This is a genomic window from Kribbella sp. NPDC043289 (genome assembly GCF_056436705.1).
This window is the reverse complement of record NZ_JBWKCB010000004.1, coordinates 477,696-492,843: the sequence shown is the minus strand read 5'-3', so window position 1 is coordinate 492,843 and position 15,148 is coordinate 477,696. Positions and strand designations below refer to the sequence as shown.

At 68.7% G+C, this 15,148-nt stretch carries 18 protein-coding genes; 16 read left to right on the top strand and 2 right to left on the bottom strand.

Going from position 1 to position 15,148, the window contains the following annotated elements; all coding sequences use genetic code 11:
- Positions 1-33 precede the first annotated feature (33 nt).
- From AC0662_RS26715 to AC0662_RS26670, 10 genes are all read left to right on the top strand, one after another.
- The gene (locus AC0662_RS26715) at positions 34-1,395 is read left to right on the top strand and encodes a bifunctional folylpolyglutamate synthase/dihydrofolate synthase (RefSeq protein WP_478303992.1); all 1,362 of its coding nucleotides are present in this window, start codon (positions 34-36) and stop codon (positions 1,393-1,395) included.
- Positions 1,392-1,754, top strand: a complete 363-nt coding sequence (locus AC0662_RS26710) for a DUF4233 domain-containing protein (RefSeq protein ID WP_478303990.1) — start codon at positions 1,392-1,394, stop codon at positions 1,752-1,754. The genes AC0662_RS26715 and AC0662_RS26710 overlap by 4 nt, the downstream gene beginning before the upstream one ends.
- A gap of 3 nt (positions 1,755-1,757) precedes the next feature.
- On the top strand, positions 1,758-2,168 hold the full coding sequence (ndk, locus tag AC0662_RS26705) for a nucleoside-diphosphate kinase (protein ID WP_452202488.1): 411 nt from the start codon (positions 1,758-1,760) through the stop codon (positions 2,166-2,168).
- 38 nt (positions 2,169-2,206) lie between these two features.
- Entirely contained in the window at positions 2,207-2,812 is a 606-nt protein-coding gene (locus AC0662_RS26700; protein WP_478304218.1) for a CatB-related O-acetyltransferase, read from the top strand.
- Between the two features lie 215 nt (positions 2,813-3,027).
- Positions 3,028-4,056, top strand: a complete 1,029-nt coding sequence (locus tag AC0662_RS26695; RefSeq protein ID WP_452202490.1) for a rod shape-determining protein — start codon at positions 3,028-3,030, stop codon at positions 4,054-4,056.
- A gap of 9 nt (positions 4,057-4,065) precedes the next feature.
- Complete coding sequence (gene mreC / locus AC0662_RS26690) at positions 4,066-5,019, top strand: rod shape-determining protein MreC (RefSeq protein ID WP_452202492.1); 954 nt, start codon at positions 4,066-4,068, stop codon at positions 5,017-5,019.
- Position 5,020: 1 nt separating this feature from the next.
- On the top strand, positions 5,021-5,554 hold the full coding sequence (mreD, locus tag AC0662_RS26685) for a rod shape-determining protein MreD (protein ID WP_452202494.1): 534 nt from the start codon (positions 5,021-5,023) through the stop codon (positions 5,552-5,554).
- On the top strand, positions 5,551-7,605 hold the full coding sequence (mrdA, locus tag AC0662_RS26680; protein WP_452202496.1) for a penicillin-binding protein 2: 2,055 nt from the start codon (positions 5,551-5,553) through the stop codon (positions 7,603-7,605). The genes mreD and mrdA overlap by 4 nt, the downstream gene beginning before the upstream one ends.
- A gap of 22 nt (positions 7,606-7,627) precedes the next feature.
- Positions 7,628-8,794 (top strand): rod shape-determining protein RodA, encoded by a 1,167-nt coding sequence (gene rodA / locus AC0662_RS26675; protein WP_452202498.1) that lies wholly within the window; start codon positions 7,628-7,630, stop codon positions 8,792-8,794.
- An 80-nt stretch (positions 8,795-8,874) separates the two neighbouring features.
- Entirely contained in the window at positions 8,875-9,597 is a 723-nt protein-coding gene (locus tag AC0662_RS26670) for a hypothetical protein (protein ID WP_452202499.1), read from the top strand.
- A 56-nt stretch (positions 9,598-9,653) separates the two neighbouring features.
- Here the strand turns inward: AC0662_RS26670 and AC0662_RS26665 are convergent, their stop codons facing one another.
- Entirely contained in the window at positions 9,654-10,337 is a 684-nt protein-coding gene (locus tag AC0662_RS26665; protein ID WP_478303986.1) for a TetR/AcrR family transcriptional regulator, read from the bottom strand.
- A gap of 138 nt (positions 10,338-10,475) precedes the next feature.
- Between AC0662_RS26665 and AC0662_RS26660 the strand changes: the two genes are divergently transcribed.
- From AC0662_RS26660 to AC0662_RS26650, 3 genes are read left to right on the top strand one after another with little or no spacing between them, the layout of a single operon-like run.
- A complete protein-coding gene (locus AC0662_RS26660; RefSeq protein WP_478303984.1) occupies positions 10,476-11,501 on the top strand; it encodes a hypothetical protein in 1,026 nt (341 codons plus the stop codon).
- Positions 11,502-11,556: 55 nt separating this feature from the next.
- Entirely contained in the window at positions 11,557-12,000 is a 444-nt protein-coding gene (locus tag AC0662_RS26655) for a carboxymuconolactone decarboxylase family protein (RefSeq protein ID WP_478303982.1), read from the top strand.
- Positions 11,949-12,845, top strand: a complete 897-nt coding sequence (locus AC0662_RS26650) for a sigma-70 family RNA polymerase sigma factor (protein WP_452202507.1) — start codon at positions 11,949-11,951, stop codon at positions 12,843-12,845. Before AC0662_RS26655 ends, AC0662_RS26650 begins: the two co-directional genes overlap by 52 nt.
- Here AC0662_RS26650 and AC0662_RS26645 read toward each other — a convergent pair.
- Complete coding sequence (locus tag AC0662_RS26645; protein ID WP_452202509.1) at positions 12,828-13,238, bottom strand: DUF2000 domain-containing protein; 411 nt, start codon at positions 13,236-13,238, stop codon at positions 12,828-12,830. The two genes, AC0662_RS26650 and AC0662_RS26645, sit on opposite strands and share 18 nt — an antisense overlap.
- A gap of 78 nt (positions 13,239-13,316) precedes the next feature.
- Between AC0662_RS26645 and AC0662_RS26640 the strand changes: the two genes are divergently transcribed.
- The 3 genes from AC0662_RS26640 to AC0662_RS26630 are packed head-to-tail and all read left to right on the top strand — an operon-like array spanning position 13,317 to position 15,070.
- Complete coding sequence (locus AC0662_RS26640; protein WP_452202511.1) at positions 13,317-13,772, top strand: Lrp/AsnC family transcriptional regulator; 456 nt, start codon at positions 13,317-13,319, stop codon at positions 13,770-13,772.
- A gap of 10 nt (positions 13,773-13,782) precedes the next feature.
- Positions 13,783-14,526: an alpha/beta fold hydrolase gene (locus AC0662_RS26635; protein WP_478303979.1), complete on the top strand. Its 744-nt coding sequence runs from the start codon at positions 13,783-13,785 to the stop codon at positions 14,524-14,526.
- A 46-nt stretch (positions 14,527-14,572) separates the two neighbouring features.
- On the top strand, positions 14,573-15,070 hold the full coding sequence (locus tag AC0662_RS26630) for a hypothetical protein (RefSeq protein WP_478303977.1): 498 nt from the start codon (positions 14,573-14,575) through the stop codon (positions 15,068-15,070).
- The last annotated feature ends 78 nt before the right edge of the window (positions 15,071-15,148 follow it).

Here is a 15,148-nt window from a genome sequence, read left to right as displayed (position 1 = left end):
TTATCCACACCCCCTTCTAGACTGGGCCTTCTGATGAGCGACCTCTCCTACGCCGAGGTATCGGCACGGCTTCAGCAGCGCTGGCCGGAGCACAAGATCGAGCCCACCCTGGAGCGCGTTCAGCGCGTCGTCGAGCTGCTCGGCGACCCGCAGAAGGCCTACCCGGTGGTGCACCTGACCGGCACCAACGGCAAGACGTCCACCGCGCGGATGATCGACACCCTCTTGCGCGAGGCCGGGCTGCGGACCGGCCGGTTCACCAGCCCGCACCTGGAGTCGGTCCGAGAGCGGATCACGCTGGACGGCGAGCCGATCAGCGAGCAGCGCTTCGTCGAGGCCTACGAGGAGCTCGAGCCGTACCTCGCGGTCGTGGACGCCGAGCAGGATCACCCGCTGACGTTCTTCGAGGCGATCACCGCGATGGCGTTCGCAGTCTTCGCCGACGCCCCGGTCGACGTCGCGGTGATCGAGGTCGGCCTCGGCGGGACCTGGGATGCGACCAACGTCGCCGACGGCACGGTCTCGGTGATTACCCCGGTCGCGGTCGACCACGCGCACCTGCTGGGCGGCGATCCGGTCACCATCGCCGGCGAGAAGTCCGGCATCATCAAGCCGGGCGGTACGGCGGTGATGGCGCAGCAGAGCCTGGACGTCTTCGAGGTACTGCTGCGGCGGGCCGCCGAGGTCGGCTCGCAGGTCGCCCGTGAGGGGATCGAGTTCGGCGTCGTCAGCCGCACGCTCGCGGTCGGCGGCCAGATGATCTCCCTCAAGGGTCTCGGCGGCGAGTACGACGACCTGTTCCTCCCGCTGTACGGCGAGTACCAGGCACACAATGCGGCGACCGCGGTCGCGGCCGTCGAGGCGCTGCTCGGCGCCAGCCCGGAGACCGAGGGCCGGGTCACCACCGAGCTGCTGCAGGCCGGCTTGGAGCAGGTCACCAGCCCGGGCCGGATGGAGGTCGTCCGGAACAGCCCGACGATCGTCGTCGACGCCGCGCACAACCCGCACGGCGCCGAGGCGACCGCGGCCACTGTCTCCGAGGCGTTCCAGTTCCAGCCGCTGATCGGCGTCCTCGGCTGTATGAAGGACAAGGACGTGTACGGCCTGCTCGAGGCCTACGAGCCGATCATGGAGACGGTCGTCTGCACCCGGAACAGCTTCGTCGAACGCTCGATGCCGGCCGAGGAGCTCGGTGAGCTGGCCGCCGAGGTGTTCGGCGAGGATCGGGTACTGGTCCGGCCGCACCTGATCGACGCCATCGACGACGCGATCCGGCTCGCCGAGGAGAACTCGCTCGCGCTGGGCACCGGCGGCGTACTGATCACCGGCTCGGTCATCACCGCGGGTGAGGCGCGGGCGCTGCTGGTCCGGAAACCGAAGGACGAACAGCAGTGAGGTCGCTCGCGTCGATCGTGCTGGCGTTCGAGTCCGTCGTGCTCGCTCTGGTCACGCCGGTGATGATCTCGGTCGCCGGCGTCCGCCCGGCGGTGGCGGTCCCGGTCTGCCTCGGGCTGTTCTTCCTGGCCCTGGTCGCGTGCGGCCTGCTGCGGTTCCGGGTCGGGTACGTGCTCGGTTGGATCGTCCAGGTCGGCGCGGTCGGCCTCGGTTTCGTCGTTCCCGCGATGTTCGTGCTCGGCGCGGCGTTCGCGGGTTTCTGGATCGCCGCGATCGTCCTCGGCCGTCGGATCGAGGAAGCCAAGAAAGCGCACGAGGCGCTAGGCTCAGCCGCCCCGAATACTTCGAGAGAGAGTTGACAGATGTCGCAGCGCACGCTGGTCCTGCTGAAGCCCGACACGGTCCGGCGCGGCCTGGTGGGTGAGGTACTGGGCCGGTTCGAGGCCAAGGGCCTCCGGATCGTCGCCATGGACCTGCGCACGATCGACGCCGAGCAGGCCGACCAGCACTACGCCGAGCACGTCGAGAAGGCCTTCTACCCGCCGCTGCGGGACTTCGTCACCAGCGGCCCGCTGGTCGCGATGGTCCTCGAGGGCGACGAGGCGATCGAGGTCATCCGCGCGCTGAACGGCGCCACCGACGGCCGCAAGGCCGCCCCGGGCACGATCCGCGGCGACCTGTCGCTGTCCAACCGCGAGAACCTCGTGCACGGCTCCGACTCCGAGGAGTCCGCCGCCCGCGAGATCAAGATCTGGTTCCCCGACCTGCCGTGAACCCGTCGGTGCTCCCCGACCCGGCAGCGCTGCACCCGATGCCGGGCCAGTCACGAATCGTGCTGCTCAAGCCGCTCGTCACGTCACCGCTGATCGAGGTCGGGGAGTTCTCGTACTACGACGACCCGGACGACCCGACCGCGTTCGAGACCCGCAACGTGCTGTACCACTACGGCCCGGAGAAGCTGGTCATCGGGAAGTTCTGCGCCCTCGGTGAGGGCGTCCGGTTCGTCATGAACGGCGCCAACCACCGGATGGACGGCCCGTCGACGTTCCCGTTCCCGATCATGGGCGGCTCCTGGGCGGACCACTTCGACCTGATCACCGGCCTGCCCGGCCGCGGCGACACCGTGATCGGGAACGACGTCTGGCTGGGCTACCAGAGTCTCGTGATGCCCGGCGTACGGATCGGTCACGGAGCCGTCGTGGCGTCAGGCTCGGTGGTTGTCAGCGATGTCCCCGACTACGGCATCGTCGGCGGCAATCCGGCCAATCTCATCCGCCGCCGCTACAGCGACGAGGACGTCGACCGCCTGCTCGCCATCGCCTGGTGGGACTGGCCTCTCGACCTGATCACCGAGCACCTCCCGACGATCATGTCCGGCACCGTCGACGACCTGGAACGCGCCGCCGCGACTCGGTAGTTCCTCTTCGTGCACGTCTGAGAGGGTGCTGACCGGGCAATGGGTCGCTAACCTGGCGGTAGGACCGGCCTAGACCGCGTAACGGGCGACTGCCCGATGCCGACTGCAGGTGAGTGGGCCGATACGATCTGTCCTGGGCGGACGGGACGTGTCGGTCCACGGGCTGTGCGCGGGCGGCGCTTAGCCTGGTCGGGGACCGAGTGGGAGGTGCCGCGGTGGCGAACAGCATGCTCGGCCGCGACATGGCGGTCGACCTCGGGACGGCGAACACCCTGGTGTACGTGCGAGGGCGCGGCGTCGTGCTGAACGAGCCGTCGGTGGTGGCGACCCGGACGGACGATCCGCAAGAGGCGGTCGCGTTCGGTCACGAGGCGAAGAAGATGATCGGCCGGACGCCCGGCAACATCACCGCGATCCGGCCGCTCAAGGACGGCGTGATCGCCGACTTCGACGCCGCCGAGCAGATGCTGCGGTACTTCATCCAGCGTGTGCACCGCCGCCGGTACTTCGCGAAGCCCCGGATCGTGGTCTGCGTACCGTCCGGGATCACCGCGGTGGAGCAGCGCGCGGTCCGCGACGCCGGGTACATGGCCGGCGCCCGCAAGGTCTATATCATCGAGGAGCCGATGGCCGCCGCGCTCGGGTCGAACCTCGAGGTCCGCGACGCCACCGGCAACATGGTCGTCGACATCGGCGGTGGAACGACGGAGGTCGCGGTCATCTCGTTCGGCGGCATCGTCACCAGCCAGTCGATCCGGGTGGCCGGCGACGCGGTCGACAAGGCGATCGTGAACTACTGCAAGAAGGAGTTCTCGCTGCTGCTCGGCGAGGCCACCTCGGAGCAGATCAAGATGACGATCGGCTCGGCGTTCCCGACCACCGACGGCCCGGACAGCGAGATCCGCGGCCGTGACATGATCTCCGGCCTGCCGCGCACCGTGAAGGTGTCCTCGGCCGACATGCGGCAGGCGATCGAGGAGCCGATCACCGCGATCGTCGACGCCGTGAAGGCGACGCTGGACAAGACCCCGCCGGAGTTGGCCGGCGACATCGTCGACCGGGGCATCGTGCTGACCGGCGGCGGCGCGCTGCTGAAGGGCATGGACGAGCGCCTCCGGCACGAGACCGGCATCCCGATCCACGTCGCCGAGAACCCGCTCGACGCGGTCGTGCTGGGCGCCGGCAAGTGCGTCGACAACATCGAGACCCTCAACCGCATCCTGGTCACCGACAACCGGCGCTGAGGTCCACCGATGCTCAAAGACCTCGGTACCCCGGCCCGGAGTGCGATCCGCTCCGCGGGTACGCCGCTCCGCTCGGCGGGCATGCCGCGTGGCGTCCGTCGCCGCCGCGCCGTGCTGGCGCTGGTGATCCTGGCCTCGTTCACCCTCATCGTGCTGGACGCGCGGCGTTCGGCAGGTTCGCCGGTGGAGCCGCTGCGGGAAGCGGCGGCCGGCGTGTTCGGCCCGCTGGAGTCGACCGCGGCCTCGGCCCGGCAGCCTGTGGACAACCTCCGTGACCGGTTCGCGGAAATGGATAGGTTGAAGGCCGAGAACGAAAAACTGAAGAAGGACAACGAGGCCCTGACCGAGGAGCTGAACACCTCCGACTACGCCCGCAGCCGGGCGCAGGAGCTGGACAAGCTGCTCAAGGTCGCGCCGGCGTACACGATGACGCCGGCCCGGGTGATCGGGATCGGCGGCGCGCAGTCGTTCAGCCACACGGTCACGATCGACGCCGGGACGGCGGACGGCGTGCGCACCGACATGACCGTGCTGAACGGCACCGGTCTGGTCGGCCGGGTGGTGCGCACCACCCAGGCGACGGCGACCGTGCTGCTGATCGGCGACCGCAACTCGACCGTCGGCGGCCGGCTGAACGCGTCGATGGCGCTCGGTTTCGTCTCCGGACGCGGCGACGTGGCCGGGACGCTCGACTACAAGCTGGTCGACCCGAAGGCGCGGCCGAAGGTCGGCGACCGGATCGTCACCTGGGGCTCCAGCGGCAACGCGCCGTACGTGCCGGGGGTTCCGATCGGCGTCGTCACCTCCGTGACGGCGAACGTCGGGTCCCTCGGGTCCACCGCGACCATCAAGCCGTACGTCGATCCGACCCGGATCGACACCGTCGGCGTGGTGACGGGGCCACCTGCCCGTCCACCGCGCGCGCAGATCAAGGGCAGCACCAACAAGGGAGGGGGAAACTGACGTGATAGCACTGCGGATCGGGTTGGCGACCCTGTTCCTGCTGGTCGCCGTGACCGTGCAGACGTCCGTGCTGAGCAATATCGCGGTGGCCGGCGTGACGTGTGACCTGACGCTGATCGTGGTGATCGCGCTGGCGTTGTCCCGCGGGCCGGAGTGGGGTGCGATCGCCGGGTTCGCGGGCGGTCTGCTGCTCGACGTCGTACCGCCGGCCGATCACACGGCGGGTCGGTGGGCGCTGTCGCTGGCCGTCGCGGGGTACGTCGCCGGTCTGATCCGTCGCGAGACCTCCAGCGGCCCGGTCGGACCGCTCGGCGTCGCGCTGACCGTCGTGCTCGGGACGGCGATCTCGTTCTTCCTCTTCAGCGCCACCGGCTCGCTGCTGCACGACCCGTCGGTCGACTGGGGTGAGTTCGGCGTCCGCCTCGGCATCGCCGCCGGGTACGACGTGGTCGGCGCGATCGTCGTCATCCCGCTGGTCATGTGGATCATGGGCCGCGTCCAACCCGCCCGCGAGCGGCGGCGGGTCATCCCATGAGTTGGGATGGGTTTGAGGCGCCGCTCAAGGCGCGGTTGCGGTTGTTCGTGATCGGGGTGCTGGTCTTCTCGTTGCTGTGCACGCTGTTCGGCCGGCTCTGGTACATGCAGGTGATGTCGAGCGCCGACTACAGCCAGGCGGCGACGGCGCAGCACATCCGGCAGGTCCTGATCCCGGCCCCCCGCGGCACGATCGTCGACTCCCAGGGCCGGACGCTCGTCGGTAACCGCGTTTCGCTGATGATCACCGTCGACCGCTCCGTCCTCGCCAAGCTCCCCGACAGCCAGCAGAACGTCGTCCTCGCCCGCCTCGCGAAGGTGCTCAAACAGAAGCCGGCCGACCTCAAGGCGCGCACGATGCTGTGCGGTGAGCCCGGCGCGTCCAAACCACCCGCCTGCTGGAACGGGACGCCGTACCAGCCGATCCCGGTCGCGAAGGACGTCAGCGAGCAGGTCGCGATCGACGTGATGGAGCGCCGCGAGGACTTCCCGGGGATCACCGCCGACTCGCAGACGCTGCGCGCGTACCCGGCGCCGTACAAGGTGAACGCCGCGCACATCCTCGGGTACCTGTCGCCGATCACGACCGAAGAGCTCGAGGACATGGACAAGGCCGGGCAGGACTCGGTCCCGCACCGCTCGGACCTGGTCGGCCGGGCCGGCGTCGAGCGCTCGTACGACAAGCTGCTGCGCGGCACGCCCGGCGAGAAGGACATGATCGTCGACGCGGTCGGGTACACCACCGGCGTCAAGAAGCAGACCGCGCCGGTTCCGGGCGCGACGCTGGTGAGCTCGATCGACTCCCGGATCCAGGCGTCGGTCGAGGCCCAGCTGCGGAACGCGATCATGACCGCGCGGAAACAGACCGACCCGGTCACCCACAAGAAGTACGTCGCCGACTCGGGCGCCGCGGTCGTGATGGACACCAAGACCGGCCGGATCGTCTCGATGGCGAGCTACCCGACGTACAACCCGGGGGTGTGGGTCGGCGGCATCAGCCAGCGTGAGCTGGACGCGCTGTACTCGGCCAAGTCCGGCACGCCGCTGGTCTCTCGCGCACTGCAGGCCCAGCTGGCGCCGGGGTCCACGTTCAAACCGATCACGACCGCAGCCGCGCTGGGCGCCGGGTACAGCCCGAAGACCCGCCTGGACTGCTCGTCGTACTTCGAGGTCGGTAACCGCAGGTTCAAGAACTACGAGTCCGCGTCGTACGGGATGATCGGCTTCGACCGCGCGCTGGCGCTGTCCTGCGACACGTTCTTCTACCGGATCGCGTACGCGCTCTGGCTGAAGGAGGGCGGCAACTCCAGCGACGTCACCACCCGCGACCCGCTCGTCGAGATGGCGCAGAAGTTCGGCCTCGGTACGCCGACCGGCGTCGACCTGCCCGGCGAGGTGAGCGGCCGGATCGCCGACCGCAAGTGGAAGAAGACGTACTACGACTCGCAGAAGAACTACTACTGCAAGATCGCGGACAACCCGCCAGCCGGGACGTCGGCGTTCCTGAAGCAGTTCTCGCGCGAGTTCTGCGTCGACGGGTACAAGTACCGCGCCGGTGACGCGGTCAACTTCGCGATCGGCCAGGGCGACACGATCATCACCCCGTTGCAGCTGGCGACCGTCTACTCGGCCCTGTCGAACGGCGGCACGCTCTTCGAGCCGCGGGTGATCCAGTCGTGGGTCGGCGCGAACGGCAAGCCGCACGAGATCAAGCCGACCGTGAAGGCGAAGCTCCCGGTCCCGGCAGCCAACCTGCGCTACATCGACACCGCGCTCAAACAGACCACCCTGACCGGTACGGCGGCGTGGAAGTTCCAGGGCTTCCCGCTCGACAAGATCCCGGTCCGCGCCAAGACCGGTACCGCTGAGGTCTACGGCAAGCAGACCACGTCGTGGCTCGCGTCCTACACCGACCGGTACGCCGTGGTGATGATGATCAGCCAGGCCGGTACGGGTTCGGGCGCCGGTGGTGACGCGGTCCGGAAGATCTACGAGACGCTGTACAACATCAAGCCCGCGCCGCCGCCCGGGCAGGAGAAGCCGAAACAATGAGGGCCTTCACGAGGAGCGCGCCATGGCGTTCCTGACCCCGATTCGGACGCGACCGCGGATGGACCGCCGGTCCACCCTCTGGCAGGTGGACTGGGTCTTGGTCTTCGGCGTGGTCGCGCTGTCGTTCCTCGGCGCGCTGCTGATCTGGTCCGCGACCCACAACCGCACCTCGCTGACCGAGGGCAACCCGCACGCGTTCCTCTTCCGGCACGCGCTGAACTTCGCGATCGGCCTGGTGCTCGCGATCGGTGCCGCGGTCACCGACCACCGCCGGGTCCGGATCCTCGCCCCAGTGCTGTACGCCGCCTCGATCGTCGGACTGATCCTGGTCCTGGTCCCGGGGGTCGGCTCGACGATCAACGGGTCGCGGTCGTGGATCCAGTTGCCGATGATGTCGATCCAGCCCAGCGAGTTCGCCAAACTGGCGGTGATCGTCGGGATGGCGCTGCTGATCGCGGAGAAGAGCGAGACCGACCGCAACGAGAACGCCCGGACCGTCGACGTCGCGCAGGCCGTCGCGGTCGCCGCCGTACCGGTGATCCTGGTGATGCTGCAGCCCGACCTCGGCACGGTGATGGTGCTCGGCTCGATCGTGTTCGGGATCATCGCGGTGTCCGGCGTACCGAAACGCTGGATGCTCGGGCTGCTCACCGCGGGCGTGCTGGTCGCGGCGATCGCGATCAAGCTGCACATCCTGAAGCAGTACCAGATCTCCCGCTTCATCGCGTTCGCGAACCCTTCGTCGGACCCGCAGGGCATCGGCTACAACGTGAACCAGGCCCGGATCGCGATCGGCAACGGCGGGGTCTTCGGGCAGGGGCTGTTCCACGGAAGCCAGACCCAGAACGCGTTCGTCCCTGAACAGCACACCGACTTCGTGTTCACGGTCGCGGGGGAGGAGCTCGGGCTGATCGGTGCCGGCGCGATCATCGTGCTGTTCGCGGTGATCCTGTTCCGCGGGCTGCGGATCGCGGTGAACGCGCGGGACGCGTTCGGCCGGCTGGTGGCGACCGGGATCGTCTGCTGGTTCGCGTTCCAGGCGTTCGAGAACATCGGGATGACGCTCGGCATCATGCCGGTCACCGGCCTGCCGCTCCCGTTCGTGTCGTACGGCGGTTCGTCGATGTTCGCCTGTCTGCTCGCCATCGGCCTGCTGCAGAACATCCACCTGCGCTCGCACCGCTACTGACCGGGCCTCCCCGGAACGAGCTGATCCGTCAGGTACGCTGCTGCCTGCTCGGCCGCCCGCCCAGAGCTTTCGAGAGGCCCATGACCAGGTTCGTGTCGTTCTCGCTCGTTGCCGTCCTCACGTTTTCTCTCGCCGCCTGCGGTGGGGGCGACAAGCAGGAGGCGGCGGCGCCTCCCAGTACGCCGGCCCCGAGTGCGACGCCCAGTACGTCGTCGTCGCCTGGTTCGCCAGTCACGCGGACGACCGACGAGCTGACCAAGGCGCTGCTCGAGCTCGGTGACCTGCCGAGCGGGTTCTCGCTGGACAAGGACGATCCCGACGACAACGCGAAGCCGTTCTCGTCGCCGAGCAGCCGCTGCAAGAACCTGGTCAAGTACCTGAACGCCACCAAGGCGCCGGGGTCGAAAGCCAGCGTCACTCGCACGTTCACCGGCGGCCAGGAGGGTCCGTACATCGACTACGGCCTCGACTCCATGGGCACCGCCGACGAGGTCACCGACCTGCGCGAGTCGTACGCCGAAGCCGTCGACTCCTGCACGAAGGTCTCGCTGAAGACCGAGGGCGCCGGCAGCACCTCGATGAAGGTCGAGAAGATCACCGCACCGGCGTACGGCACCAAGCCCTTCGCCTTCCGCCTCACCGGCACCAGCGGCCCGAAGCGCGGCCTCGAGTACACCGGCCTGATCACCGGCCTCGACGACGTCGTCCTCTCCGTCGGCGTCCTCGCCGGCTCAGGCACCGAACTCGAACCCGCCACCCAAGCCGCCACCGCCAAGGCAAAACAGGTCCTCAAACCGGCCTGAGAGTTTCCCGCGCACGCTACGCCGCCGCTTCCTTCGTCGCTCCGCTCCTCAGCGCATCAGGTGGATGTGCTAGGTGGTTGGCTTCGCGGCTGGGCGTGTTGCTCGGCGGCGTCGAACGCGGGCGCGAGCGGGGCCAGCGCCGTACGGAGCTGGTCGGGCAGCGAACCCGAGGGCACGACCAGTCCTCCGGCGGCGAAACTCGCGCCGATCCCTGCCTGGCCGGCCGGCCGGAGCCAGCCTTCCAGCGCGATGCGAACTGCCGCGGCCACGCTGGCCGCGAGGACGCGGGCTGTGTGCGTCTCGACGTCGTCCAGGCGTTCGGCGATCACCGCCGTGAGCGGAGGCTCGATGCCGGCGGTGATATCGAGGAACGCGTCGCGGAGCGCGGTCTGGGTGGTGATCAGCAGCAGCGCCTTGTGATCGCGCTCGCTGGTGTTCGTGTACTGCTCGACCACTGCTTCGGTGACGGCGTCGGCCAGGCGAACCCCTGCGGGCCGGGCCGCGACCGCCGTCGCGATGCGCGACTCCCGGTCCGCGGTCACAGCGGACACGATCGCCTGCTCGCGGCTGGCGAAGTAGTTGTTGTAGGTGCGCGGCGAGACCCCGGCCGCCTCAGCAATGTCCTCGACCCGCACCTGGTCGGGTCCGCGCTCCACGGCCAGGCGCAGGGCCGCCTCGCGTAGCGCCTCGCGCGTGGCCTGCTTCTTCCGCTCCCGCAGCCCTCCTGGCGGTGTCGTCACGACGTCAGCGTTCCACACAGGCTGCGCACACGCAAAGTTGCCCGCCCGTAAATTTGCGTGGTCGTAAATTTGCGTGCACGCATGTTTCCTGTAGCCTCGCTTCGACCGAGACCGAGATCGACAGCAGAGGACGTCGCCATGCGAGCAAGAGGAATGACCTATGACACCGGATTCGTCGTGCACGGCCAGATATCCAGCGAGCCGTTCGACCTCACCGTGGTCCGGCGCGAGCTCGCCATCATCCGCGACGACCTGCACTGCAACGCGGTCCAGATCATCGGCGGCGACCCGGACCGACTGGAGTTGGCCGCCGGTGCCGCCGCCGAGCTCGGGTTGGAGGTCTGGTTCTCGCCCTATCCGCTGGAGCTGGATCCGGAGCAGATCCGCACGCTCTTCCGCGACTGCGCCGAGCGAGCGGAACGGCTCCGGCAGCAGGGGGCCACGGTCGTGTTCGTCGCAGGGGTCGAGCTGAGCGTGATGAACCGCGGGTTCCTGGCCGGAGAGAGCCCCGAGGAGCGCATCGAGCAGCTGCTCAGCCAACCCGATCGGCGAGCCGACGCAATGCGCGAACTCGGCGTGCGCATCAACACATTCCTCCGCGACGCCGCGGCCACGATCCGCGAGCGCTTCCAGGGCAAGCTCACCTACGCAGCTATCCAGTTCGAGCAGGTCGACTGGGCTCCCTTCGACATGGTGACGTTCGAGCTGATCCGCTCCGCCGAGGTCGCCGACCGGTTCCGGGACGGGGTGCGCACGCTGGCCCAAGGCCCGAAGCCGCTCGCCATCACCGGCTTCGGTACTGCGGCCTACCGCGGCGCGGGAGACCGCGGCGGGCGGGTGATGGAAGTGGTCGAGCACGACCCGAAGACCAAGGCCCCGGTACGGCTGAACGGCGTGTACGAGCGTGACGAGGCCGGTCAGGCCGCCTATCTGAGCGAACTGCTGGAGATCTTCGAGACCGAGGGCGTGGACAGCGCGTTCGTGTACTTGTTCGCCTTGCCCGGCTACCCGCATCGCCCGGACGGCGACCCCAGGGACGACTTGGACCGGGCCGGCCTGGGCATCGTCAAACTGCTCGAAGGGCGCCGGGGGCAGACCTACCCCGACATGGAATGGGAACCCAAGGCCGCCTTCACAGCAGTGGCGCAGCGATATCGGAGGTGAGCGGGGTCACATGGCTTGTTGTCACGCTGCCGCCTGTTGGCGCCGTCGTGTTGGCATGGATGAGCGGATGGACTTCAGCAAGGTCTCGCCGGGCGGCTTCCGAGCTGTGTACGGCGTGGAGAACTATGTGCAGGGCGTCCTGGACCACACGCTGCTGCACCTGATCAAGGTCAGGGCGTCGATGCTGAACGGGTGCGCGTTCTGCCTCGACATGCACACCACGGACGCGTTGAAGCAGGGGGAGAGCAGTCAGCGGCTGTTCGGGCTCGCTGCCTGGCGTGAGTCCTCGTTCTACGACGAGCGTGAGCGAGCAGCACTCGCGTTGACCGACGCGGTAACAGTGCTCGAGCGCACCGGCGTACCCGATGACGTGTGGGATGCGGTGGTGGAGCACTTCGGTACGGAGGGGGCTGCGAACGTGCTGCTCGCGATTGGCACCATCAACCTGTGGACCCGTCTGAACGTCGCGACCCGGAGACAGCCGGAACTGGCCGGTTGATCGACCCCGTTGCCCTCGGCGAGTACCAGTCCGCGCGCGGCATGCTCGCCGGACTCGCGTACCGCTTGCTCGGCAGTTGGCACGACGCCGAGGACGTGCTGCAGGAGGCGTACGTCCGTTGGTCGGCGGCTGACCGTACCGACGTGGCCGAGCCGCGTCGCTACCTGACCCGGGTGGTGACGCGGCTGTCGGTCGACGTACTGCGAACCAGGCAAGCGCGCCGTGAGAGCTACACCGGTGAGTGGCTGCCCGAGCCGGTCCGGTCGGACCCGTTCGGCTCGTCGGATCTGTCCGACCTGTCGCTGGCGCTCCTCCACCTGATGGAGCGACTGACGCCACCACAGCGCGCCGTCTACGTACTACGGACCGCCTTCACCCTCCCGTACGACGAGATTGCCGAAGTCCTCGACCGTACGCCGGAGGACTGTCGCCAACTGCATCGGCGAGCCCAGCACGCACTCACGGCCGACCGCACCCGCTTCGAACCGTCGGCCGCCGAGCAACGCCGGCTCCTCCTGGACTTCGTTGCCGCCGCCCGCGACGGCGATCTGCCGAAGCTGGAGTCGATGCTCAAGGACTCGGTCACCTCATGGACAGACGGCGGTGGCCTGCGCCGAGCCGCCCGGAAACCGGTCGTCGGCCGGGAGAAGGTCGCGAACTTCTTCGCGCACATCTACGCCCGCGGCGACCTCACCGTGACACCCGTGGACCTGGTCACCGGCCCGGCGGTCATGGTCGTTGTCCGCGGCAACCGTCACCTTCTCACCCTGGAAACCGACGGTGGCATGGTCACCGCCGTTCGCGTGCTGGCCAACCCGGACAAGCTCTCAGCGATAGAGGGGTAGGGCGCCGGCGAGGGAGTCGATGGTGGGGCGGGGGCCGTAGAGGGCGAGTCCGAGGTACTGGATGTCTTCGGGCTTGGTGCCGCTCAGGGTGGTGGACATCTGGTCGTAGGTGCGGGCCCGCTGGGCGACCTGGTGCATGTCGTGGACGGTGATGTCGGGGCGGGTCGCGGCCTGGGCGCGGAGGGACTGAAGTTGCTCGGCGGGGGCGCGCAGGATCGGGATCGGGTGGGCGCACATGCCGGTGTGGGGCGTGCCGGCGGCGTCGCTGGTGTTCGGCCCGACGGTGCCGTCGTGGTGGTGGCCGAGGCCGACGCCGAGCAGGGCGGCGGTGTTGAGGGCGACGCCGATGGGGGCTTCGGTCGCGATGATCACGACCATCTTGTTCGTCAGCACGGGGTCAAGCTAGCCCGATGACCGGCTGATTCGCGCTGACTCCGAACATCGTTCGGTCGATCTGGAAAAATGGCCGGCATGGACGAACTTGATACGGCGCTGCTGCGAATGCTGCAGAACGACGCGCGCCGGACGAACCGGGAGATGGCGGCCGAGCTCGGCATCGCGCCGTCGACGTGCCTGGAACGGATCCGCGGGCTGCGCGATCGCGGGGTGATCAGCGGGTACCACGCGGCGGTCGACCTGCAGGCGATCGACCGGTCCACGCAGGCGATCATCTCGATCAAGCTCCGGCCACAGGCGATGGCGGTCGCGACCGCGTTCCAGTCGTACGTGATGGACCTGCCGCAGACGCTGGACATGTTCATGGTCTCGGGTGGTTCGGACTTCCTCGCGCACGTGGCGGTGAAGGACACTCAGGCGCTGCGCGATCTGGTCCTCGCGCTCGCGAAACGCCAGGAGATCGCCGACATCCGCAGCTCGGTCGTCTTCGAACACCACCGACGGACGACGATCATGCCGCTGACTTCGTAGGGTGGGGTCCATGCGACTCAACTACGTGGAGACCGGGCCTGGGGACGCACCTGTGGTGCTGCTCGGGTCGTCGTTGGGGGCCGATCACAGCATGTGGGCGCCGCAGGTCGACGTCCTCGCGCAGCGGTTCCGGGTGATCGCGTTCGATCATCGCGGCCACGGCGCGTCGGAAGTCCCCGAGGGGCCTTACACGATCGAGGACCTCGGCCAGGACGTCGTCGAACTGCTCAACACGCTGATGATCGAGCAGGCGTCGTACGTCGGGATCTCGCTCGGCGGCTCGGTCGGGCTCTGGCTCGCGCAGCACGCTCCGCAGCGGATGCATCGCCTGGTCGCGATCTGCCCACCGTCGAACCCGGCCGCGACCCCGCAGACGTGGACCGACCGTGCAGCCCAGGTCCGCGCCGACGGCACCCAGGCGATCACCGACGCGACCCTCGGCCGCTGGTTCCTCCCGGAATTCACCGAGACCGGCCCGATCAAGCAGATGCTCCTCGACTGCCCCGCCGAAGGCTACGCCGCCTGCTGCGAGGCCCTCAGCACCACGAACCTCGTCCCAGACCTCGCGAACATCACCGCCCCGGTCCTGGTCATCACCGCCGACTCCGACACCTCGATCCCACCCGAGACCGTCGTACCCCTCGCCGGCCAGATCCCCGGCGCCCACCTCGAGGTCATCGAAAACGCAGCCCACCTCGTCACCTATTCACATCCAGACGTCATCAACCCCCTCCTCCTCGCCCACCTGAGCTGACCCAACCGCTAACCTGCCCCGGCGGCATCGACGACAGGAGACCACCGTGGGGCGCTGGGCTACGTACGTGATCGGTCCGGAACGAGAGGACCCGCCGGCGGCGTACGCGCGGCACGGCACGACCACGCCCGGCTGGTTCTGGTGGGAGCTGCCACTGTCCGAAAGCGGCCCGTCGGAGCCCGGCCACACGGTGGTCGCCAAGATCCTCGACAGCGACGTCGCGGACATCCGCGGCCTCGTCGCGGGGGAGCTCAACTGGAGATGGGTGTACGGCGAAGCCACGCTCGCGGAGTACGAAGAGCGGCCGGTCGACACGCACGCCCTCGAGGAGAGCCTGCCTCGCCGGGCCGAGGAGGCGTCGCGACAGATCGTGGCCTGGGCAGCCGACGCCGGCTTGCCGCCTGCTGACGGGCAAGGGCTGGCCGAGGTTCTCCAGCGCAATCACACCTTCGCTGAGAAGGGCGTGTTCGAGGTGCTGGAAGCGCTCCATATCGTGGCCGCCGACAGTCCGGTCGAATGCCAGGACCTCGAACCTGCCGACTAGCCGTTCGCGGGAGAGCGCACACGATGATGGTTTGAGTGGTAGGCGGCGTTAATCTGGTAGGCGCTCTGATCGCTGACT

Bases quoted from the DNA above. Each gene is read 5' to 3' on its own strand.
- AC0662_RS26715 (WP_478303992.1), top strand. From the start codon at position 34: ATGAGCGACCTCTCCTACGCCGAGGTATCGGCACGGCTTCAGCAGCGC.
- ndk (WP_452202488.1), top strand. From the start codon at position 1,758: ATGTCGCAGCGCACGCTGGTCCTGCTGAAGCCCGACACGGTCCGGCGC.
- AC0662_RS26700 (WP_478304218.1), top strand. From the start codon at position 2,207: ATGCCGGGCCAGTCACGAATCGTGCTGCTCAAGCCGCTCGTCACGTCA.
- mreC (WP_452202492.1), top strand. From the start codon at position 4,066: ATGCTCAAAGACCTCGGTACCCCGGCCCGGAGTGCGATCCGCTCCGCG.
- mrdA (WP_452202496.1), top strand. From the start codon at position 5,551: ATGAGTTGGGATGGGTTTGAGGCGCCGCTCAAGGCGCGGTTGCGGTTG.
- rodA (WP_452202498.1), top strand. From the start codon at position 7,628: ATGGCGTTCCTGACCCCGATTCGGACGCGACCGCGGATGGACCGCCGG.
- AC0662_RS26670 (WP_452202499.1), top strand. From the start codon at position 8,875: ATGACCAGGTTCGTGTCGTTCTCGCTCGTTGCCGTCCTCACGTTTTCT.
- AC0662_RS26660 (WP_478303984.1), top strand. From the start codon at position 10,476: ATGCGAGCAAGAGGAATGACCTATGACACCGGATTCGTCGTGCACGGC.
- AC0662_RS26655 (WP_478303982.1), top strand. From the start codon at position 11,557: ATGGATGAGCGGATGGACTTCAGCAAGGTCTCGCCGGGCGGCTTCCGA.
- AC0662_RS26640 (WP_452202511.1), top strand. From the start codon at position 13,317: ATGGACGAACTTGATACGGCGCTGCTGCGAATGCTGCAGAACGACGCG.
- AC0662_RS26635 (WP_478303979.1), top strand. From the start codon at position 13,783: ATGCGACTCAACTACGTGGAGACCGGGCCTGGGGACGCACCTGTGGTG.